Annotated in this window: 17 protein-coding genes; 8 read left to right on the forward strand and 9 right to left on the reverse strand. The window is 66.7% G+C overall.

The window, feature by feature from the left end; genetic code table 11:
* Positions 1-9 precede the first annotated feature (9 nt).
* On the forward strand, positions 10-1146 hold the full coding sequence (locus tag VGQ44_01730; protein ID HEV8445501.1) for a VOC family protein: 1137 nt from the start codon (positions 10-12) through the stop codon (positions 1144-1146).
* Between the two features lie 41 nt (positions 1147-1187).
* On the opposite strand, the gene VGQ44_01735 is transcribed toward VGQ44_01730, so the two are convergent.
* Complete coding sequence (locus tag VGQ44_01735; GenBank protein HEV8445502.1) at positions 1188-1838, reverse strand: class I SAM-dependent methyltransferase; 651 nt, start codon at positions 1836-1838, stop codon at positions 1188-1190.
* Positions 1839-2138: 300 nt separating this feature from the next.
* On the opposite strand from VGQ44_01735, the gene VGQ44_01740 reads away from it, so the two are divergent.
* Positions 2139-2753, forward strand: coding sequence for a DUF3109 family protein (locus VGQ44_01740; GenBank protein HEV8445503.1), 615 nt, complete (start codon positions 2139-2141; stop codon positions 2751-2753).
* Between the two features lie 16 nt (positions 2754-2769).
* Positions 2770-4089, forward strand: a complete 1320-nt coding sequence (locus tag VGQ44_01745) for an FAD-dependent oxidoreductase (protein HEV8445504.1) — start codon at positions 2770-2772, stop codon at positions 4087-4089.
* 143 nt (positions 4090-4232) lie between these two features.
* Here VGQ44_01745 and VGQ44_01750 read toward each other — a convergent pair whose 3' ends face one another.
* The gene (locus VGQ44_01750; GenBank protein HEV8445505.1) at positions 4233-7061 is read right to left on the reverse strand and encodes a hypothetical protein; all 2829 of its coding nucleotides are present in this window, start codon (positions 7059-7061) and stop codon (positions 4233-4235) included.
* Positions 7062-7262: 201 nt separating this feature from the next.
* Complete coding sequence (locus tag VGQ44_01755) at positions 7263-7832, reverse strand: outer membrane beta-barrel protein (protein ID HEV8445506.1); 570 nt, start codon at positions 7830-7832, stop codon at positions 7263-7265.
* A 182-nt stretch (positions 7833-8014) separates the two neighbouring features.
* Between VGQ44_01755 and VGQ44_01760 the strand changes: the two genes are divergently transcribed.
* Both VGQ44_01760 and VGQ44_01765 read left to right on the forward strand, forming a co-directional pair.
* Positions 8015-8590: an ECF-type sigma factor gene (locus VGQ44_01760; protein ID HEV8445507.1), complete on the forward strand. Its 576-nt coding sequence runs from the start codon at positions 8015-8017 to the stop codon at positions 8588-8590.
* Positions 8587-11253, forward strand: coding sequence for a serine/threonine-protein kinase (locus tag VGQ44_01765; protein ID HEV8445508.1), 2667 nt, complete (start codon positions 8587-8589; stop codon positions 11251-11253). Before VGQ44_01760 ends, VGQ44_01765 begins: the two co-directional genes overlap by 4 nt.
* 211 nt (positions 11254-11464) lie before the next feature.
* Here VGQ44_01765 and VGQ44_01770 read toward each other — a convergent pair whose 3' ends face one another.
* On the reverse strand, positions 11465-11935 hold the full coding sequence (locus tag VGQ44_01770; GenBank protein ID HEV8445509.1) for a hypothetical protein: 471 nt from the start codon (positions 11933-11935) through the stop codon (positions 11465-11467).
* A 150-nt stretch (positions 11936-12085) separates the two neighbouring features.
* On the opposite strand from VGQ44_01770, the gene VGQ44_01775 reads away from it, so the two are divergent.
* Positions 12086-12691, forward strand: a complete 606-nt coding sequence (locus VGQ44_01775) for a YetF domain-containing protein (GenBank protein ID HEV8445510.1) — start codon at positions 12086-12088, stop codon at positions 12689-12691.
* On the opposite strand, the gene VGQ44_01780 is transcribed toward VGQ44_01775, so the two are convergent.
* Positions 12619-14859 (reverse strand): hypothetical protein, encoded by a 2241-nt coding sequence (locus VGQ44_01780; protein ID HEV8445511.1) that lies wholly within the window; start codon positions 14857-14859, stop codon positions 12619-12621. The two genes, VGQ44_01775 and VGQ44_01780, sit on opposite strands and share 73 nt — an antisense overlap.
* 263 nt (positions 14860-15122) lie before the next feature.
* Between VGQ44_01780 and VGQ44_01785 the strand changes: the two genes are divergently transcribed.
* On the forward strand, positions 15123-16001 hold the full coding sequence (locus VGQ44_01785; GenBank protein ID HEV8445512.1) for a M23 family metallopeptidase: 879 nt from the start codon (positions 15123-15125) through the stop codon (positions 15999-16001).
* 413 nt (positions 16002-16414) lie between these two features.
* Here VGQ44_01785 and VGQ44_01790 read toward each other — a convergent pair whose 3' ends face one another.
* A complete protein-coding gene (locus VGQ44_01790; GenBank protein ID HEV8445513.1) occupies positions 16415-17560 on the reverse strand; it encodes an IS110 family transposase in 1146 nt (381 codons plus the stop codon).
* Positions 17561-18091: 531 nt separating this feature from the next.
* On the reverse strand, positions 18092-18439 hold the full coding sequence (locus VGQ44_01795) for a hypothetical protein (protein HEV8445514.1): 348 nt from the start codon (positions 18437-18439) through the stop codon (positions 18092-18094).
* A 1046-nt stretch (positions 18440-19485) separates the two neighbouring features.
* Between VGQ44_01795 and VGQ44_01800 the strand changes: the two genes are divergently transcribed.
* Positions 19486-19695, forward strand: coding sequence for a hypothetical protein (locus VGQ44_01800; GenBank protein ID HEV8445515.1), 210 nt, complete (start codon positions 19486-19488; stop codon positions 19693-19695).
* Between the two features lie 310 nt (positions 19696-20005).
* Here VGQ44_01800 and VGQ44_01805 read toward each other — a convergent pair whose 3' ends face one another.
* The gene (locus tag VGQ44_01805; protein ID HEV8445516.1) at positions 20006-21052 is read right to left on the reverse strand and encodes an efflux RND transporter periplasmic adaptor subunit; all 1047 of its coding nucleotides are present in this window, start codon (positions 21050-21052) and stop codon (positions 20006-20008) included.
* Between the two features lie 164 nt (positions 21053-21216).
* A partial coding sequence (locus VGQ44_01810) for an ABC transporter ATP-binding protein (GenBank protein HEV8445517.1) occupies positions 21217-21670 on the reverse strand: 454 nt, incomplete at its 5' end.

Raw genomic sequence — 21670 nt, forward strand, 5'->3', positions numbered from 1 at the left:
GAGACTCCGATGGACAATCCGATCGATCGTTTGTTTCGTGAATTCGATAGCGGCCTCATCTCGCGCCGCGAGCTTTTGCGCGCGCTCGGCGTCGCGGCGATCGCGATTCCGGCGTCGTCGTTCGCGCAAGGCGGAGACACGACCGGCCGCGGACGCGGGCGGCTCGGCAATCGCGCGCCGGCCGACACGACGCATCTGCCTCCGCCGTTCGAGCCGACCGGTTGGAAAACGGTGTGGCTCGATCACATCACGTATCAATGCACCGACTATCCCAAGGCCGCCGCGTTCTACTCGGCGCTCATGGGATGGAAGGTGCGGAGCGATGACGGAAAGCAGGCCGTGCTCGACATCGGCGACGACGTCGGCGGTGTCATCATGGTGAACGGCTTCGTGCCGCCTCCAGCACCGCCGCCGGCGCCGGTGCCGGCTGGTGATACCGCGGGCGGCGGGCGAGGTGGCGGGCGGGGCGGTGGTCGAGGAAACCGTCCGCAGCCGACGGCTCGCATCGCCGCGTTCGCCTGGGGAATCGAGCCCTGGGATACGAACAAGGTCGAGGCAGAGCTCAAGAAGCGCGGGCTCAATCCCGTCGCCGATCACAACGGAGACTACAAAGCCTTCCGCATTCAAGATCCCGACGGCTTCGACATTCAGCTGACGAACGGCACGAAGGCGAATCGTCGCAAAGGTCCGGCGAACGGCAAGGTCGCCGCGGCCGCGCCGTTCGAGCCGACCGGATGGAAGACCGTGTGGCTCGACCACATCTCGTATGGTTGCACCGACTTCAAGCGGACGGTGGCGTTCTACGAGGCGCTATTGAGCTGGGTGCCGCGCAGCTTCGCGTCGGGAAATCAGTCGCAGGTCCACATCGGCGACATCGGCGGGGCGATCATTCGGAACCGGAACGCGGTCAACATCGACCACATCTCGTTCGGCATCGAGGGGTTCGATCCGGACAAGGTCGAGGCGGAGCTGAAGAAACGCGGGCTCGGCACGCCGAACCGCCAGGACCCGGAACACCTGCAGGTCGATACCGGGGGCGGGGGCGACATTCACACTTCCAAATTCAAGAGCTATCACACACCGGACCCGTTCGCCTGGGACTTGCAAATCAGCAATATCACGAAGGGGACGAGGGACGATACGTAAGCGGGTGGACAGATGGGCGGTTTGACGGAAACGGTGGAGCGCTACACGGCGCGAGATCTCGTGTACGTGCGGACCTCCCAAAGGATCGTCCTTCTTCGAGTCGCTCGATCGAGGCCGTGCTCCTTGAGTACGGCCTCGATCGCATCGGTCGGGTGCGCGAAAACCCGGAAGTCCGAATCGCGAAGCCGCATCACATAGTTGACGCACCACACGGCGACTCGCATCCACCAGACGCTCGGCGGAAAGACCGCGCCGAGTAAGCGCTGGGCTTTGTCGGCCGCGGCGCCAACGAGCGCGGGCATGTCCGGGTAGCAGCAGATGACGCGATCCAGCGTCACGATTTCCACGGGAGCGATTCCCGGCGACAACGTCACGAAATCACCCTGGATGAACTCGACGGCCTCGAGATGATGCCGCCGAGTCGCTTCCTCGCTCGCCGCCGCGATGTACGCCGGCGACGCGTCGACGTGCACGGCGCTCACCGCGCCGGCGTCGAGCATCTCGTGATGGATCGCGCCAACGCCGCCGCCGATGTCGAGCAGCGTCGAATCCGGAGTCAGCGCCGGCTCGAGCGCCTCGAGCAGCAGCTTGGTGGACCGTGTCGGCCCGCGACGACGATACCGCCGCAGTTCGCGCTGGGCGAGGCGGGTGTCGAATTCGGATTCAATTCCGTGACACTGGGTGCACGCCATCTTGTTGCGCGAGGTGAGTGAGCCTGTACATGTAACTGCGCAGGGGTTTCTCGGCCACTCTGGGGTCGATCGCACAGGTGAGTACGGTTGCGCGCTGGAAATCGGACGTCTGATATCGGACATCTGACGACAGACCCTGCGTTGAATTAGTTCGCCGTGTCACGCCTAGCCTGATGGCCGACGTCGGATATCAGACGTCCGACGTCGAGCGGCCAGCCGTCCTCCCCCATCCGAGACAGACCCACGAATGGCCGCGATCCACCTCGCAACTCATCCGTCCGCTCTCTAGTTTTCGCCGCCATGTCCGAACAAGACACTGACGTCACCCATCCGCTCCACCACCACAACCTCTCCCACCTCTCCCGTCTCCAAGCCGACGACGAGGTCTTCGCCACACGCTTTTCGTCGTCGTGCTCGATGATGAACTGCAGCGCGAAGTGCTGCCGCGGCGGCGTGTACGTCGACCTCGACCATCGCGACCGCATTCTGCGCGAAGCGGCTCTCGTCGTTGGGCACATGGAGGCGACGCAGGAGCACGATCCGTCGCGCTGGTTCGAGACCGAGCAGATCGAGGACGCGGATTTTCCGTCCGGGAAATGCGTCGGCACGCAGGTGGTGGGCCATGGGTGTGTGTTTCTCGACAGCCAGCGCCGCTGCGTGCTGCAGATCGCCGAGTCGTCGTCGCCGGGACTCAAGCCGTTCTACTGCCGGGCGTTCCCCGTCGTGATCTCCGACGCGACGCTGACGCTCGACGCCGAGTGGTGTCCGGAGGAGACGCAGTGCTGCGGCCCGGACCCGAACGGCACGCAGACGGCGCTCGAGATGCTGGCGTACGAGTTCGAGCACGTCGTCGGCAAGGCCGGCCTCGAGGAGCTGCAGCAGCTCGCGCGTTCGCGGCGCGAGCCGGACGCGTGAGCTAGCGCTCGGCTCCATGCGCTCGACGGCGGACGTCGTCATCTGCGGGTGCGGCATCGCCGGCGCCGCGGCGGCTTATCACATCGCCGTGCGCCGCGGCATCAAGAACGTGGCGATCGTCGACGAGCGCGAGCCGCTCACGCTCACGAGCGACAAGGGCACCCAGGCGTATCGCAACTGGTGGCCCGGCCCCGACGACACGATGCTGCGCCTCGTCTCGCGCAGCATCGATCTGCTGGAGGAGACGTCGGCCGAGAGCGGCCACGCGTTCCGCATGAATCGGCGCGGCTATCTCTTCGCGACGGCGAATCCGGACAAGCTCACGCAACTCGAGGCGACCGCACAACGGGTATCGTCGTTCGGCATGGGCGACGTGCGCCGCCACTCGAGCATCTCGAGCTACCGACCCGCCCCCGCCGAAGGCTTCGGCGAACAGCCGACGGGCGCCGATCTCCTCGTCGGCGACGCCGCGCGCGCCGCGTTTCCCTACCTCACCGACGACACGGTCGGCGCTCTTCACGTGCGCCGCGCCGGTTGGCTGAGCGCCGTCGCGCTCGGATCCTGGCTGCTCTCTCAAGCCGTGGCGAATGGCGCGCGGTTCGTCCGCGCGCGCGTGACTCGCGTGGACGCGGCCGGCGGGCGCGTGCGCGAAGTGCACTTCGCGTCGGGCAACTCCATCACCACGGATTGTCTCGTCGTCGCCGCGGGCCCAGGACTTCCCGCGTTCTCGACGCTGCTCGGCGTCGATCTGCCGGTATTCAGCGAGCTGCACGCCAAGATGACGCTGCGCGATCCGCGACGGGCGGTCGGCCGCGACGCGCCGTTTCTCATCTGGAGCGACCCGGTCCACTTGGACGGCGAGCGCGAATCGCGCCCGGCTGGCGTCCACATCCGCCCGATCGACCTCGGCTACGGCGATGAGCTTTATCTCATTTGGACATTCGAAACCGAGCCAAGGGAATTTTCCTGGCCGCCGAGCTTCGACCGGTCCTACGCCGGCGTCGTGCTGCGCGGGGCGGCGCGCATGGTGCCCGGCCTCGCACCGTACGTCGCGGAGGGCGCCGCGGACCACGGGTTCATCGACGGCGGCTTCTACTGCAAGACACCGGAGAACCGTCCGCTGATCGGCCCCCTGCCGATCGAGGGCGTGTTCGTGCTCGGCGCTCTCTCGGGCATGGGAGTGATGTCGGCGCACGCGAGCGGCGAGCTGGTGTCCCTGCACGTCGCGGGTGAGAAGCTGCCCGAGTACGCGCGATGGTTTCTGCCGTCGCGCTACGACGATCCTGCGTATAAAAAGCTGGTCGACGAGTGGGGACCACTCGTCGGCCAGCTGTAGGTGGACGGTTGGACAGGTGGACGGGTGGACGGGAACATTCTTCATCGTCTGCCGCTGCACTCGGTGACAGCTACCGACCGCGCCCGGAGCTAGGACGCACTCTGTTCCGGCCATCCGCCTGTCCACCGGTCCCCCGTCCACCCTCAGTGCGGCCTCTGCGGCGCTTCCCTCACGTTGAACGTCTGCGTGTACGTCTGGCCGCCGACCGAGAGTCGTGCCGTGAACGTTCCGGTGAGCGTGCCTCCGCCCCCACCGCGTCCTCCGCCACCACCGCGGCCGCGCCCTCCACCGCCGGCCACTGGCGTCCACGTCACACGATGCACCCCGGCCGTCGTCGCGAAGGGTTCGGGCGCCGGACGCCAGAGGGCGGACGTGTTCGGGATGCCGCCGCCTCGTCCGCCGCGGCCGCCAAAACCGCCTCCTCCACCCTGCGGCGCGGTACTCGAGAACGTCGCAACGACGCTGCCCGTCGCGTCGACGATTTCGACCGACACGGGGCCCGACGCGTTGCTCTTGAGGTAGTAGTCGATCGCCGCGCCGAACGCGGAGTTCGCCGCTTGCGGCTCGTCTTTCTGGAGCGGCGTGCCGTTGTCGCCGCCCTGTGGCAAATAGACCACGTCCGCCGGCTTGAACAGATGCGCGTTGGCCGCGAGAACCGTCGCATTGATCTGGCGCAATGGGCTGATGTCGTCGACGACCCAGAATCCGCGGCCGTGCGTTCCGACGATCAAATCGTTGTTGTAAATCTCGAAGTCGCGCACGGACGTCACCGGAAGATTCATCTGGAACGGCTGCCAACTGTCGCCGTCGTCGAGCGAAACGAACGCGCCGCGCTCCGTGCCCGCGACGAGCAGGCCACGCCGCTCGGGATCTTCCTTCACGACGTGCACGTATACGCCCGCGGGCAGCCCGTTGGTGATCTTCTGCCAGCTCTTGCCCATGTCGCGCGTGCGATAGATGTACGGCTCGAAATCCTGGAGCTGGTGCCGGTCCACGCTCGCGTACGCGGTGTTCGCGTCGAAATGCGACGCGTCGACCGTCGTCACACGGCTCCACGGCGTGAGCGCGCTCGGCGTCACGTTCTGCCACGTCTTGCCGTCGTCGGTCGTGACGTGAATCAGGCCGTCGTCCGTGCCGACCCACAACGTCGGCGCGGCGAGCGGCGAGGGTGCGATCGTGTAGACGACGCCGCGCTTGCCGTTGCGATCCACCTGCGCCGCGGCCGCCGCGTCGAGATTCGGCGGAACGCCCGGATCGGGGCGCGTGAGATCCTGGCTGATCTGCGTCCACGTCGCCGCGCCGTCGACCGTCTTGAACACGTATTGATTGGAGTAATAGAGCGCCTTCGGGTCGGCCTTCGAGAAGACGAGCGGCTGCGTCCAATCGGCGCGCGCACAGTCGGGCGTGCGCGGCGCGGTCGTGCCGCCGACCGCCGTATTGCTCTCGAGGTCGAACCGCTGGCCGGTGCCGCCGAAGATGATTCCAGGATGCTGCGAATCGCCGGCGGTGTAGCCGCTCTCGCCGCCCGCGCCGATCGGCTCCCAGTCGCGCATCGAGATCTCGGCGAACTTGCCGCGCGATCTCACCGCGACGGCGCCGGAGTCCTGCTGCGCACCCGTCACCCAATACGGGAATCGGTAGTCGACGGAGAGATGATAGATCTGCGCGGTGGGCTGGTTGAGCCACGAGCTCCACGTGACGTCGCGCGGATCGTCGGTGAGGGCGTTGCGCGTGATGATCGTGCCTTGGTCGCTCGCCACGATCATCGTGTTCGAATCGTCGGGCGACACCCACGGCTGATGGTAGTCGTCGCCGCCAGGCGAGCCGCGGAGCGCCACCCAGCTGTGGCCGCCGTCCTTTGATCTGGATACGGATACGTTCGACACATAAACGTTGTCGGCGTTCTTGGGATCGACGACGACGTGCTCGAAGTACCAGCCGCGTCCCCAAAGGGCCTGATCGTTCGACAGCTTCGTCCACGTCGTACCGCCGTCATCCGAGCGGAAGAAACCACCCTGCCCCGGAGGCGGCTGCGGTTGGGCGCACTGCGGATTCCCACCGCCTCGCCCTCCCCCCCCACCACCTCCGCCCTGCGCGGGCGGCGGCGCGTTCGGATCGGCCACGAGGCAATCGACCACGGCGTACACGCGCCGCGGATTGCTCGGCGCGATGGCGATGCCTGTTTTGCCGATTCCCTCCTTCGGCAGGCCGCTGGTCAGTTGCTTCCACGTGTTGCCGCCGTCGGTGGACTTGAAGATCCCACCGCCCGGGCCATTCGTCGGCGCGTACGTGTACCAGGGTGGGCGCCGCGTATTCCAAAGACCCGCGTACACGATCTGCGGATTCGACGGATCGATCACCACCTCGACGGCGCCGACGTTTTCGTCCTTGTACAGGACCTTCTTCCATGTCTTCCCGCCATCGAGCGTGCGAAACACGCCGCGCTCCGGGCTCGCCGCATACAAATGACCAATCGCCGCGACAAAGACGATGTTCGGATTCTTCGGGTGAACCGCGACCTTGCCGATGTGCTGCGTGTCGTCGAGGCCGATGTGCGTCCACGTCTTTCCGGCGTCGGTCGACTTGTACATGCCGTTGCCGAAACCCGTCGAGTCGCGCAGCGTCGATTCACCGGAGCCGACGTAAACGGTGTCGGGCGCCGAGGGGGCGACCGCCAGCGCGCCGATCGACGCGACCGCCTGCGAGTCGAAGATCGGCTCCCAGACGCGTCCAGCGTCGATCGTCTTCCACACGCCGCCGTTCACCGCGCCGAAGTAGAACTCGTTCGGCCGGCCGTGAACCCCGCACACCGCATCGGTGCGTCCGCCGCGGAAGGGGCCGAGCATGCGCCACTTGAGCCCAGTCGCCAGCGTCGCGACTTGCTGCTGCGGCGAGGCCGCACGAGTACGGAGATCGGAGAGCGGAGAAGATCCGCTCAGGAGCGCACCGCCGAGGCGGGGCGTCGCGTACATCAGGAGCCCGAGCCGCCCGGCTTCGACGATGAAGCCGCGGCGTGAAAAAGCAGACCCCTCCAGCGTTACGTCAGCGCTGGAAGGGTCCGCACTCGGGTGGGTCCGAAATTCTGTAGTGTCAGACGGTCGTTTCGTCACCGAGGTTCCCCGTGAGTGTCACAGACACTCAGGTAACCGCGGCGGACGGCGGCCGTCAAGCCACTATTGCACCTTGAACATCAAGCCGACGTTCAACGCGGCGCCGCCGGCGCCCGCATCGGCGTAGATCGACATCTTCGGCGCGAAGAAGTAGCGCGCGCCCACGCGCCCGATGAAATACAGGCCGCTGCTGTAGCCGCAGCTCACGTTCCCGAACGCGCCCGTACCGTTGCAGCTCACGATGTTGTAGCCAAGCCCCGCGCCGATGAACGGATCGATCTTCGGCTCGTCGAGCTTGAAGTGGTAGTTCGCCGTAACGCCGATCGGGATGTACTTGTAGCTGAAGCTGTACCCGACGAAATCCTGTCCCCACGAGTAGTAGTCGAACGCGGCCTGGATGCCGAGCGTTCCGTTGCCGAGGTCGGGCAGCGGCTTGATCGCGTGCTCGAAGCGGCCGCCGAACGACGCGCTCGCGCCATTGATTCCGCCGATGCCCACGACGGGGCCGACGTCCGTGTAGCCCATCGAGAAGTTCGCCGCGCCTTTCGCCTGGGCCGCAGCGGGTGCCGCTGCCAGGGCCAGGCACGCGGTCGCGAGGGCTAGGGTCGAGACATGAGCTGCCAAACGTCGCATGGTCATTCTCCTGACAGGTGAGGGACGGGGAGGTGTGAGGAGGGAATCCAGCCCTTGCGGGGCCGAAGATATACGATACGGTAACAATAGACCAGAGGTGCCGCAGCCCTTGACGGGCCGCTCGTCGTACTCCCCATTGCGCGGTGGGGGGTCGGAAACCGTCACACCTACCGGAGAGCAACGTGGCTGACGGGTCCCGTCCCGACGCCGGGAATGAACTCGCAGGCCGAATCGACGACGCGCGCGCCCTCGACGATCTCTTCAGCGCCACCTACGAAGAGCTGCGACGCCTCGCCGCCGCCGTGCGCCGCAACGACCCAAGCGCCACGCTCAGTCCCACCGCGCTCGTCAACGAAGCGTGGCTCAAGCTCCGCGAATCGCCGGGCGTCGCCAACACCTCCCGCCTCCACTTCAAGCGCATCGCCGCGCGCGCCATGCGCCAGGTGCTGATCGAGGCGGCGCGCCGCCGCCGCTCCGAAAAACGCGGCGGGGGCGCCGTCGTCGTCACGTTCGACGACTCGCTTCAGGAGACCAGCTCCACGGCGGACGACCTCGTCGCGCTCGACGAGGCGCTCAACGACCTCGCGCGTCTCGAGCCCCGGCAAGCGCTGCTCGTCGAGAGCCGGTTCTTCGGCGGGATGGACGTCGCCGAAACGGCGCAGCTTCTCGACATCTCCGAGTCCACGGCGTTGCGCGATTGGCGCGCCGCGAAAGCCTGGCTCGCGCGCGAGCTGCGCACAGGCGGCGCCGGTCGATGATGGACGCCGCTCGCTGGGGGCGCGTCCAGACGCTGTTCCACGACGCCGCGGACCTGCCGCCCGCCGATCGACGCGCCTTCCTCGAGGCGCAATGCGCGGACGACCCTTCGCTCGTCGATGACGCTCTGGCGCTCCTCGCCGAGGACGCACGCAACGACTCGCTGCTCGATCGCGGTGTCGGCGCGGCGGCCGACTCGGTGCTCGGCAACACCGGCGAGCATGGAATTGCGGGTCAGCGCCTTGGACCGTACCGGCTCACGCGCATGCTCGGCGAAGGCGGAATGGGCGTCGTGTACCACGCCGAGCGCGACGACCTCGGCGCGGTCGCCGCGATCAAGATTTTGCGCGACGCCTGGCTGTCTCCCTCGCGCCGCGAGCGATTCGCCAGCGAGCAGCGGACGCTCGCGCAGTTGAACCATCCGTTCATCGCGCGATTGTACGACGCGGGCTCGCTCGGCGACGGCACGCCGTGGCTCGTCATGGAGTACGTCGCGGGGGCGCCGCTCACGGAATACTGCCGCGCCCACTCGACGTCGATCGTCGGACGCGTTCGCCTGTTTCGCGACGTGTGCGAGGCCGTGCAGCACGCGCACCGCCATCTCGTCGTTCACCGCGACCTGAAGCCGTCGAACATTCTCGTCGGCAACGACGGGATCGTGAAGCTGCTCGACTTCGGCATCGCGAAGCAGCTCGACGGTCTCGAGACGCGAAAGGATCGTACGCGCACCGGACTGCGACTGCTCACGCCCGCGTACGCGGCGCCCGAGCAGATTCGCGGCGGACGAATCGGCACGTACACGGACGTCTACGCGCTCGGCGTGATCCTGTACGAGCTGCTCGTCGGCCGCATCCCGTTCGAGCCGGGCGACAAGCTGGATGCGCTCGAGGCCGCGCTGTCGGAACGCGAGGCGGAGCGGCCGTCTATAGGAGCGCGCAAGAATCCCGCAGCCGAGCGCGGCGACCAGGCCGGGCAGCCGCTGCGCCCGGCCGAGTGGTCAGACCTCGACGTGTTGTGTCTCACCGCCATGCATCGCGATCCGCAGCGCCGCTACGCGACGGTGGACGCGCTCATTCGCGACGTCGATCACTTTCTCGACGGCGAGCCGCTCGAGGCTCGGCCGGACAGTTTGCCGTATCGCCTCGGGAAGTTCGTACGGCGCAATCGCGAAGCGGTGCTGGCGGCGAGTGTCGCGATCGCGTTGGTCGTCGGGTTGGTCGCGTTCTACACGGCACGCTTGGCCCGCGCGCGCAACGACGCGCTCGCCGAAGCGTCGCGCGCGCAGCGCATCCAACGCTTCACGCTCGATCTCTTCCAGGGCGGCGACAAGGCCGCCGGACCCGCCGACAGCCTCCACGTCGTCACGCTGCTCGACCGCGGTCTCGCGCAAGCGCGCACACTGGATGCCGAGCCGGCGGTGCAAGCGGAGTTGTACGTCACGCTCGCCGGCATCTACCAGCACCTCGGCAAGCTCCCGCGTGCCGACTCGCTTCTCCGGCTCGCGCTCGACCGTCGTCGCGCGGTGCTCGGGCCGACACACCCTGACGTCGCCGCGTCCCTCGTCGCGCTCGGCGACCTGCGCATCGACCAGGCGCAGCTCGAGGACGCCGAGCGTTTGATTCGCCAAGGCGTCGATCTCGCCGAGGCAAGTCTGCCGTCGAACGATCCGGCCGTAATCCACTCGCTCGCCGAGCTCGGACGCGTGCTCGAGGAGCGCGGCTCGTACGACAAGGCGATTCCGATCATGCAGAACGTCGTCCGCCGTGACACCGCGGCGCGCGCCGCGCCGGTGGATCTCGCGGCGAACTTGAGCACGCTCGCCGACGTCAACTTCTACGCGGGGCACTACGACGTTTCCGATTCTTTGAATCGGCAGGTTCTCGCCATTTATACGAAGGAGTACGGTGCGCGGCACCCGCAGGTCGCCGAGATCCTCGAGAACCTCGGCGCGTCGCAGCAAGAGCGCGGGAACTACAAGGACGCCGAGCGATTCCACCGTCAGGCGCTGGCGATGACGCGCTCGTTCTACGGGGACAGCAATCCCGCCACGGCGCTGGCTCTCACCATGCTCGGTCGTGCGCTCGAGTTCGAGAAGCGCTTCGACGAAGCGGACACCGTGCTGAACCAGGCGCTGGCGATTCGCGAGCGCGTGTACGGCCCGGTACACCCATCGGTGGCGTCGACACTGAACGAGCTGGGAAACATCGCCTACCAGCGCGACCACGACGACGAGGCAATTGCCTACTACACGCGGATCCTCGACATCTATCGGAAGATCTACGACGACAAGCACTATCTGATCGCGCTCGCGATATCGAACCTGGCGACCGCGATCTACGACAAAAAAGACTATCCGCGCGCCGAGCAGCTCTACCGCGAGGCGGTGCGCCGCTACACGGTCGCGCAGGGGCCGAACCACACGAACACGGGGATCGCGCTCGTCAAGCTGGGCCACGTGCTACTGAAGGAGCGCCGATTCGCCGAAGCGCAGGCGGAAACGCAGGCGGGGTACGACGTGCTGGTTACGCAGGCGAGCGGGAATCTGACCTTCTTGAAGACCGCGCGGAAAGACCTGGCGGCGGAGTTCGATACCCTCGGAAACAAAGGCGCCGCGGCCAAGTACCGGGCGGAGTTGGCGGCGTCTGAGAAGGCCGCGAACAAATAGAGATTGGTTTTGCGTTCCGGCATCTCCAGGCGGCTACCCGAGCTCGAGCCGCGAGCATCAGCCGCGAGCATGAGCCTCAGCCAGCAAAACGAAGTTGCAGCTCAACGCTCATGCTGAAAGCTGCCACTCGGGGCTCGGCTCGACCCAACTTTCGAGATGTCCGCCGCGCAACGGAGAGCTCGAACGAGAGTCACAGACCTCAGACCTCAGATCACTTCGATAGAGCGTAGTTGGTGTACCTCCCGTCCTCCGTCACCTCTCGCTCCACGAACTCCGCGAGCCAGCCGGGCACCAGCACCCGCTGGTCGACCGCGCTCAACTCGACCTCCGCAAACCAAAGCCCGGATCGGTCGAGAAACTCGTCGATCTCCCAGATGAGATCCCCTTCAGCCACTTGGTATCGCCGCTTCTCGATGCGGTGCCCAAGCGTGAGCGGCCAAACCGCCGAGAAAAACCGCTCGTCGGTCTCCTCCTCGATCTCGAGCCTGGAGATTCCCGAACCAGATTTTATGGTCCGGTAGTAGCGCACCGTGTCATCGCTTTTCGTTCGGCGAACGCGCTCGTTGATGCGGCGCCCTGGCAGATACCCTTGATCGATGTGCAGGGCGGGCGCGGTCGTCGCCCGTGGCGGAAGACCGACAAGAAGATATTTGCGCTCGATCTCGCGGTTGCCATTGGCCACCGCGGATTGTACATCGAATTGTCCGAGATTGGCGAACTGGTCTCTGAGGCACGGTCGGGATCCCTGATCAACCGCCGCACTCGAATCGTTCCGGTCCACCGGTCCACCGGTCCACCGGCCCACCCGTCCACCCGTCCACCCGCTCCCGTCATGCTCCAAGAACTCCTCCAACCCGGCATTCCAATTCTCGAGAAGCTGCTCCGGACGCTCGTCGTCTACGGATTCCTTCTCATCGGGCTTCGATTAGCCGGGAAACGCGAGCTGTCGCAGATAAACCCGTTTGATCTCGTCGTCCTGCTCCTGTTGTCGAACACGGTGCAGAACGCGATCATCGGGAACGACAATTCGCTCACGGGCGGCATCATCGGAGCGGCGGCGCTGCTGCTGATCAACGCGGTGGTCGTCCGGATGCTCTATCACTACGGCGAGTTGGACAAGGTCGAGGGAAAGCCCGACGACCTCATTCGCAACGGCCGCATTCTCCGTCATCACCTCGAGCGCGAGCTGATCACGGTCGCCGAGTTGGAGGCCGCGGCGAGACGGCAAGGCATCGAGTCACTCGCCCACGTGAACTCGTGCAGACTCGAAACGGGCGGCGCGCTCACGTTCATCCAGCGACACCCCACGGAGGACGAGACGCGGCACCACGAGACGCTGGGCCTGCTCGGCCAGCTCGAGGCGCGTCAGCGAGCGATGGTCGAGCAGCTCGCCGCGCTGGAGCGGAAGATCGCGGGGACCACGGGCACCACACCCTGAGCCCAGGCCGCGCCCGACAACTCGTTCACGACGGACGCGCGCAGCGCGTCGATGACGGACTCGCCGACGTCCGTGCGCCAGGGCGGCGTCGCGAGCACTCCGCGCGCCCATTCGCCGCGCATGCTCGACGGATAGTACCGCGCGCGCCGGATCGCCGCGCCACGCGCGCGCGCGTCGATCGCGAGCGAAAGCAGCCGGTCGCGCGCGGCCGCTTCGGGCGACTTGCCGGTCGGGCAGAGCGCGGTCGACGCGGGGCCGAGCATCGAGGCGTTCGCCTGCGTGTTCGGCGAGCGCCCGAGTTGCTGCCACACGATTCGCCAGGACACCGGCGTGTCGAGCACCCGGCGCACGAGCAGCGTCGGATCGATGACGGCGGGATCGGACCACTGCGATTCGAACGCATCGCGCGCGGAGTCCGGAATGAACGTCATCTGCGCCAGAGCGCCGAGCAGCGATTCCGCGCCTGCCGTTCCGACGATCGCCGGTGCGCCGGCGGCGTAACCCGGCAGCATAGGGTCCTGCACCGCCGTGAGAAAGCCGTTCGACCGCCCCTGCGCGGCGAGCGTCGACGACACGAACCAGTCCACGCTCCGAGCGAACAGCTCCGCGGGGCGATCGTTGTGCGACGGCGCGCTCGGCCCGCCGCCGCCGAGACCGCGAATCACGCGAGCTTCGGCGAGGCCGCGCACCGATTCGGCGAGCGCGCCGTGTCGATCCTCCATCGCTCGATCGGTGCTGTACCCGCGGCCGTTGGCGTACATCCGGCGAGCGGTCTGCCAGTCGAGGTCGTGCGAGAGCTCATGCGCGATCGTCCCCGCGGACGACGCGATCGACAGCTGGATCGTGCGCGTGCGCGGGTCGTGCATCGCGAGCGCCGAGTCGGGGAGCGTCTGATTGCCGAACTGCACGTGCAGGCCGGCGAACGACACCGCCGGGAAAACGCGGCGCATGTCCTGAAGTGCGGTCTGGAGCGAGCCGAGGTAGTACGGACGCCACGCGCGCGGCACGTCGCGTCCGAACGTGATCGACGCGAGCTCGAACTCGTCAGCCAGCTCCGCGGAGCTGACGGTCGAGTCGCCGGGCAACCACGGACGCTCCTGCGCGTAGGCGCGTAGCGCGACGGCGTCGGAGAGCAGCGAGCGCGCCGCCACGCGATGCACGGAGTCGGATGCTTGCGGCGCCACGTCGTACGCCGCGGCGAGCGTCTCTTCGTTCGTCGCCGGCTGCGCGCGCTCGTTGCGAAGACGAGAAGCGACGACGATCGGCGCCGAAGGCGGGAGGTCGGCTCCGAGCTCACTCGCCCGATTGGCGAAGTGACGTCCGAGCAGCGGCTGCGTCGCGCGCTGAGCGAGTCGTGGCGCCGGCGTCCTCTCGAGCGTGTCGAGGGCGCGCACGAGCGCCGGTACGGCATTCATCGCTTCGGTACGCAGGTCGGCGTCGAGCGGCTCGGCGGCGGGGCGTTCGACGCGGAAGGCTGTAGCTTCACGGCGGTCCTCGAGAAGCGAGAGGACATCGCGGTTCTCGGGATCGCGCAGCGCGTCGGCAAACAGGTCGTCGAGGTCGCGCTGGGCGAGCACACGATCGCGGACGAGGGCCGCCGCTTCCGTGGCAACACCCACGGCCGGCGAGGCCACCGCCGCCTTCCCCGCGCTGATCATGTACGCGAGGCGTACGGCCAGCTCACCCGCGCGCGGGTCAGATGCCGATTCGACTGCCCGCTCGATGAGCGCGAGCTGCTGCGAGCCCGTCGCGCCGTGTCCGTCCGCGTCCCAAGGTCCGAGACCGTCGAGCGCCGCGGAGTCCACGACGTACGCGTCACCGCGGCGTAGCCGCCCCAACAGCGCCCACACGACGCTTGTCCGAAGCGCAGGGTCGGCATCGAGGCGTGGATCGTCCAACGCCTGATCCACGAGGCGAAATGGGCTGCCGAGGCCGAGCCGTAGACGCTCCAGGTAGTTGAGGCTGACCGTGAGCGCGTCGCCGCGAGCGCCACGGGGGCTCGCGTTTCGCGCGAGCACGATCGTGGAATCGAAGTACGACGTCGACCTCATGAGTTGCGAGGCGGCGTCGGCATCGATGGAGGGCCGCTGGTGCATCGCGCCGAGAATGAGGGCGGCGACGAACAGAGCGGCCGTGACGAGGAGAGAAAAGCGGCGAACTACGTCCATCGTTTGTTCGTACCCATGGCGGGCCGTCGGGTTGCCGAACCACTCGGCGCCCCGTCTATCCTACTACCGTGCACCTCTACTACATGACTAAACCGCTCGACAGGTGGACAGGTAGACGGGTGGACAGGTTCTGTCCGCTCGTCCGCCGACTGGTTCGATTCACGCTCGCGGCTGGGTTCGCGCTGGGTGGATCTCGCGTCGCCGCTCAGACCCCACGTCTTACAATGGAGCCGCGCCGCCCGAATGGTGGGACACTTACTCGCTTGACGATCGACCGACTCGACGGGCACGCCGACTCGGTGGTGTCGGTCGCCGGCGAGATGGCCGGCGAGCCGCTGCACTTCCTCGACGCCGGCACGGACAAGCTCGAAGCGCTCGGGGCCATTCCGGTCGAGGTGTCGGACTCGGTCGTGGCGAATGTGGTCATCGGGCGCGCGTCCGGGAAGGCCGACACTCTCCGGCTCAAGCTCCCGTACCCGCACCAGGCTCCGCCGCCGTCGGCGATGGGCTCTCGCGGCAAGGCCAAGGGTGCGAGCCGTCTCAGGGTCGACCGTCGTTTCACCGCACGCCCAGACTCCGCGACCGAGGCGCGCGTCGAGCATGAGAACGAGCTCGCGCGCGAGGTCGGTCGCAAGGCGCAGGAAACGCCCGCGCTCTGGCAGGCGCCCTTCACTCGGCCGAGGAGTGCCAAGGTGACGAGCAAATTCGGCAGTGGCCGCGTGTTCAACGGCCGCGTGTCGAGCAGCCACCTCGGCGTCGACTACCGCGGCGCGATGGGGGATCCGATCTACGCGGCGAACCGCGGCGTCGTGGCTCTGGTGGACACGTTTTTCCTCGCGGGGAACGTCGTGTACATCAACCACGGAAACGGGCTCGTGACGGGCTACTTCCATATGAGCCAGCCGGAGGTGGCGATCGGCGACACGGTGGAGAAAGGACAGGAGATCGGGCGGGTCGGCGCGACCGGGCGTGTGACCGGGCCACACCTGCACTGGAGCGCGCGCTTTGGAGCTTTGACAATCGATCCGGCCGATCTGTTGTCTCTCGGTCCGCCGTTTGTAACGGCGCCGACATCGAAGGCCGGCGAGCGCTCGACTGCGACCGCCCGTAAGAGTTCCGCGAGGGCGGTCGCCAAGCGCTGAGTGACTCCCCGTCGGCATTCACGCGCCGAAACGGCCCGAGGGCTTCCGCGCGACCAGTGCAATACTGACGATACGGCCGGTCAGTATTGCCTTCTATGAGGCCGTTTCTGTCAAGCGTCCTTCAGTGGGTAAAGCAGGTTGCTGAGGCCCGGGCACGGCGGGCCTTTCGCAGTGGTGGTTCCGACGATTCGCGGTTCGCGGTCTCTCAGGGTCGGATCGCGCTGCGATCACGACGGCCTTCTATCCGTGCCCGGCAGCGCCGGGACACCAGCTCCAGCATGCGTGGATTGCAGCACCGCGGCGGGACGAGGGTCTCCTTCTCGGCTACGGGTCGCGTCTGCGACACCCGGCAATACTACGACGGACACTCGTCACCGCGATCATCGTCCCATGTCACGGGAATCAGTCGCGTCCTACGCTTTGAGCATCGCGCCCTCCGGCAGTTGATCGAAGGCGACCCAGCGCCACAAGGCGACGAGCAGCTTTCGCGCGAGCGCGACGATGCCGATCCGTCGCAGCCGTGGGCCGCCGGCGCCGAAACGCCGCTGGTACCATCGACTCAACGCACTCTGCGGCTGATACCGCAGCCAAAACCAGGCGCTTTCGACCGCCAGCGAGCGCAGACGCGCATTGCCGTGTTTCGCGATCCCGAGCTCGCGGCGCGTGTCGCCGCTTTGCGACGGGGTTGGCGTGAGGCCAAGGAGGCTTCCGACTTGGCGCCGATTCCGGAATCCGCGCCACGCGAAGAGTTCCGTCGCCCAGACCCATGCGAGCGTCCGCCCCACGGCGCGCAGCTGCGTGAGTTTCCGACTGATGCACGCGGCGTCATCGTCGGCTGCCATCGCCTGGCGGCGCTCCCGCTCGAGCGCGCGGAGCGCCTCGCCCACGCGCGCTAAGCGCGCCCACTCGTGCGCGCATCGCGCCAAACATTGGGGGGGCAGCGCTGACCCATCCCACCGTCGTACTCTCCGCAGCGCGGCGATGACATCCCCGCGCAACCGGACCATCACCCCCTGATTTGCGAGAAGTCCCTGCAATCGGTTGCGAAGGCGCGTCTGCTCCTGGATCAACGTCCCGCGTTCTCGCTCGAGGTGCCGCCGATCCTCGTCGACCTCGCTGGGGACGGTGACGACGTGCCAGACCCGTCGCTCGCCCGCGTGAAAGCGCATCAGCATCTCGACCAGCTTCTCGTTATCGAGCCGGTCCGCCTTCGCCCGCCGCAGCCGCCGATTCACTTCGATCGAGGCGGCATCGACGACGACATTCGCGATGCGCCGCGCGACGAGCGCGCGATGGAGCCAAAAGCCTTCCCGGCCCGCCTCGTAGCAACTCACGACCTGCGTGCTTTCGGCCAGCTGCAGCCGGTCCTTGGCGAGGGCAATCTCCGCGTCGAGGCGCTCCAGGTCGCGCGCGCGCAGCGTGCGATGCCGGGGTCGCGCGCCGAGGCCAGTCGCGAACGCCAGCTTCCACTCTCGCTCGCCGAGCTCGAAGCTCAGATACAGCGGCGCGCGCTCCTGCGATGTAGCTTCACGCTCACGGCGGGTCGTTACGGTCAGCATAACTCCTCCTGGATTTGACGGTTCAGAAGGAGCCTAACCGTAGCGGCCCGTCGCTGCTTTCCAATAAGCACGGACATAGGATCTCGGCTCGCGCTCCAGCCCCCGGGACGTCTCGACGCTGTCTCCTCTTTCCTCAGCGGGCGCCCCCTATGGAATGGCGGACCTGATCGCGTCGACGCTCAGGCCAACTGGCGAGCCGGCGGCCGCACCGATAAGAGCGCCGTAGATGACGAGGAGCGACGGCCCCATCAACGCTTCATCGTGCGCGCAGCCGCCCTCATGGCAGGCCCCGATGACCCGCCCGGCCGTCCCTCCGACGATGGTGAAGTATGGCCACAGGTGTTTGTGCCGGCCGGTCGGCGAACCAGCGCTCGCGGTTGGAGCACACTCGGGTTGACGTATCCGGCGACTGCGCGAGCATCGCTCGCGGCAGAATCAGCATGTCACATAAAACGTCGGCGACTACGAACGGGCGTTTCCACATCCGGCGTGCTCCTGGCTCGGCGCTGCTGCGCTCGGAGTTGAGACCACCTAAGGCCCCGACGATCTGCTGGCGTCGACGATCAGGCCGATCACGGTGCCGACGGCCGCTCCGACCGCGGCGCCCGCGGCGACGTAGCCCGGGAGGAAAGACAGAGATCCATCGTCCTGGCAATCCTGGTGGCAGTTCGCGATGGCGAGTCCCGCGACGGCTCCGCCGCCGATCAGCCCGCCACCGAGGGTGAAATACGGCCAGTAGCGCTTCTCCTCGGCCTGTCGCTTGAGCGATGCCGTCAGATGCGGCGCGGCCGTCAACTGGCTCGATTGATCCGCCCGCGGCGCGTACTCCGCGTAGAGCGCGAGACGCGAATCAGATGATACGGTGCGGGAGTCGAACAATTGCGGCGCGCGGGAAGTGTCCGATAACTGCGCGACTGCATTGTGTGGCAGGAAGCCTGTGCCGACAAGTGTAGCGACGATGAAGCTAGGTCCCGACATCCGCCTTCTCTGCGATCGGCTGCCTACTCAATCGACCTCGACCGGCTTCGGCTCGGGCCAAAACGCTTCTTGAATCAGTATTTCACCGATTCGAAGGAAGCAAGCACGAGGCGCTCAAAAGTGCACGCCGGTGCCAAACGATAACGCCGGCGAGCGCAGGTTGGCCGTCCTTCGCGCGAACGCGGTTGACGCATTGCAGAACGATTGATGTTCATCTCAACGCGCATCTTCACCGTCGCGATGCACGATTTGCCATCGCTGCGAGCCGGCCGGGTGAGCGAACCGAGACACTACGCATCACGCTCGACAGACTTATCGCGGTTAACGCGTGACTTATCGCGGTTAACGCGTGACTTCTCGCGCGTCGCGAACGACTTTCGCGACAGGGGTGGCGACAAACGAACACCGAAGCGCCTCTTGCTGCGTTGGTCAGCGCAGTTGGCCGGGACGGACGCGCAGATGATTCACTCGAATGTTCGTGTCAACGGAATACGCCCGAGGCTTGGCATTCCGAGCGAGTGGACTTTCCGCCGAATCACGCCTCCCAACTCCCCCAAGAACGCGACTTGCCCTCGCGAGAAACGACTAGACGTTCGGTGCTGGCCGGCACACGCGCCTGCGCGGCTGTGGTCACCCAATGCCACATCTACACGAAGAACACATAAGAAGCGCAGCACCGTAGTTAGCGGCGTTGCCCGGTTGCGGAGGGCGCCTGAGCGCGCGTGCCGTCTCCGATCACGGGGGGCGCGTTGTCGAAGCGGACGACGCGTATAGACCTTCGGCTGCGTCGCCTCGCCGGCACGGGCATGCGAGTGTTGCAGCCAAAGATTCCTTCGATCCGGCCTGGCGACCCCGCCAGATGCACGCACATCCATTTCACCGGCACGCATTGCACTTCGGGACGCACGCGCATTCGGCCAGCCCCGCTCCTCCACTCCGAACCGTGTATGAACGTCCGCCATGTTCGGCTCATGCGCGCCATCAACGCGCTCGCCGGCATTCTCGACGATCCGCGGTTCCACACTCCGACGATCAAGCCCCTCCGGACGGATCTCGAGCGCCTGGTCGTGCAGCTGCGCGACCAGATGTCGACGCAGTTGGCCGCGAGCGTTTCGTTGAGCTCCGCCAGCCGTGGCGTGGCCCGCTTGAAGGGCTGATCTGCGGAGGCGGCATCTCCTCCCGATCTTGCGCGGGCCAAACTGCTGCTCATCGGAAGAACTTCCTGACCGATTGCGAGCAGGCCGCGCGAAGCTCGCGCAATCATCGCCGCTATCGACGCGCACGTGAACGCGGAACTTCGAGACGACCGCCCGCCGATTGCGAAGTGGTCGATGGCCAAGCGTGTGCCGGCCAGATGGGACGCGCCGGCGAACGCCTCGAAAGTTGAGGACGCCCGGGTTGTGTCGTCGCCGCGATCTTAGCCTTTCAAAGCCCGTACGAGAGCGGGGCGCGGTTCGATCCTGCGTGTCAGTGCGTTACGCCGCGGACACGATCGCGAATCTCTTCCAGGAAAACCTTGAAAGCGCGTTCGGCCTTCGAAATGATCTTTCCGTGAACGACGTACCCGCGGCGCATGCCGTTGCGTGACGATGCGCCTAAGTCAATCGAGTCGAGCCGCACGGTGACGCGATAGCCAGCAACTTGCGCTCCCGGCAACGTCTGGGAGCCGCCGGCCGCGTTCGCGGGTTGGAAGCCAACGCTTTCGACGTGTCCCTGGAACCGGTCGACCGGGAGCGCGGCAAACGCTGGGATTTCGATGTCCGCCGTGTCGCCGACGGAAATGCGATAGACGTCGCGCTCGGACACACCGAGCGTCGCGTGCCAGTGGCTCAGGTCAGCGATGTCGAGAACGGGCTGACCCGCCGCGACCGCGAGACCCGTCAGCTGGTCTAGTTGGTCCGTGAGCACGACGCCAGACGCTGGGGCCGTGATCCTTAGTCGACGCAAGTGCTCCCGGCTCGTCGTCAATGCCAGGCGCGCGCGACTCAGCTCCTCTCGCTTGTGCTGGATGTCGAAGGTGTCTAACGCGGCGGTTGAGACTTGCGTCCGAGCATTTGCCAGCGCGGCCTCCGCTGACATGAAATCCGCTGACGGTCCGTCGAGCCCGACGTGGATTCGGGAGCCCGAGGCTCGTGCGACGCTGTCCGCGTCGCCGGAGATACCAAAATCGGCCATACGCTGCCGCAGATCCGTGCGCGCTCGTGCAAGCCGCGCTTCGGCGTCCGCGACGGCGATTCGTGAGCGCTCCAGCTCCACCGGCGCCGATTGAGTGAGGCGGTCAAGCTCGATCTGCAGAGTGGCGACCTGCGATCCGAGGTCCCGCGCGCTGCTCCAAGCGGCTGTTGAATCGAGCTGTGCGACGACCTGGCCGACCCGCACCGTATCGCCGGTATGCACGAACACCCTTGTGAGGACTCCGCCCTCTAACGGACGTGCGGTCCAGACCGCGACCGGTTCGACGATCCCGTCACCGTCGATCGTGACGCGCATCGTGACGACGACCGATGCTGCCACGGCCACAAGAGCAAGTGCTAACCACAGCCCCAGCGTCATTGAGACCGCATGACGGGTGATCCGCCATCCCGGAACGTGGCTGTGATCCGTCGGTGGCAGCGGGGCGATCGTCCGCGACGGGCCGCGGCGGCGCTGCGGAGAGGGGGGCGACACGTGAGGCGCGGTCACGTTATTCCCAACATACGAAGTCTCCTGTTCTCGTCGCCGCCGTGCGCCGCCTGAACGAGCATTCGATACTGTTGATTCTGGTCCGCCAGCTCGTCATGAGAGCCGCTGCCGACGAGACGACCGTTTTCCAGCACACAGATCTTGTCGGCGAGCGACGCCGTCGCCATGCGATGCGTCACCAAGATCACCGTCTTGTCCCGAACGCGCGGCAGTACCGCCCGCAAGATCTCCTCTTCGGTGCGGACGTCGACCTGAGACGTCGTTTCATCGAGCAGCAAAACCGGCGTGTCACGCACAAGGGCGCGCGCCAGCGCGAACCGCTGACGCTGACCGCCGGAGAGTGTCGCCCCCCATTCCGCCACCATCGTGTCGTATCGCTCGGGCAGCTCGTCGATGAGCGCTTCGAGTTGGCAATCCCGTACGGCCTGTTCGACGCGGTCTCGACTAATG

It is taken from the genome of Gemmatimonadaceae bacterium, from assembly GCA_036003045.1.
Classification (GTDB): domain Bacteria; phylum Gemmatimonadota; class Gemmatimonadetes; order Gemmatimonadales; family Gemmatimonadaceae; genus JAQBQB01.

Excerpts from the sequence above, each read along its gene's own strand:
- VGQ44_01750 (HEV8445505.1), bottom strand. The coding sequence starts at position 7,061 with ATGTACGCGACGCCCCGCCTCGGCGGTGCGCTCCTGAGCGGATCTTCT.
- VGQ44_01790 (HEV8445513.1), bottom strand. The coding sequence starts at position 17,560 with ATGCTGACCGTAACGACCCGCCGTGAGCGTGAAGCTACATCGCAGGAG.
- VGQ44_01755 (HEV8445506.1), bottom strand. The coding sequence starts at position 7,832 with ATGCGACGTTTGGCAGCTCATGTCTCGACCCTAGCCCTCGCGACCGCG.
- VGQ44_01740 (HEV8445503.1), top strand. The coding sequence starts at position 2,139 with ATGTCCGAACAAGACACTGACGTCACCCATCCGCTCCACCACCACAAC.
- VGQ44_01730 (HEV8445501.1), top strand. The coding sequence starts at position 10 with ATGGACAATCCGATCGATCGTTTGTTTCGTGAATTCGATAGCGGCCTC.
- VGQ44_01735 (HEV8445502.1), bottom strand. The coding sequence starts at position 1,838 with ATGGCGTGCACCCAGTGTCACGGAATTGAATCCGAATTCGACACCCGC.
- VGQ44_01775 (HEV8445510.1), top strand. The coding sequence starts at position 12,086 with ATGCTCCAAGAACTCCTCCAACCCGGCATTCCAATTCTCGAGAAGCTG.
- VGQ44_01780 (HEV8445511.1), bottom strand. The coding sequence starts at position 14,859 with ATGGACGTAGTTCGCCGCTTTTCTCTCCTCGTCACGGCCGCTCTGTTC.
- VGQ44_01800 (HEV8445515.1), top strand. The coding sequence starts at position 19,486 with ATGAACGTCCGCCATGTTCGGCTCATGCGCGCCATCAACGCGCTCGCC.
- VGQ44_01745 (HEV8445504.1), top strand. The coding sequence starts at position 2,770 with ATGCGCTCGACGGCGGACGTCGTCATCTGCGGGTGCGGCATCGCCGGC.
- VGQ44_01765 (HEV8445508.1), top strand. The coding sequence starts at position 8,587 with ATGATGGACGCCGCTCGCTGGGGGCGCGTCCAGACGCTGTTCCACGAC.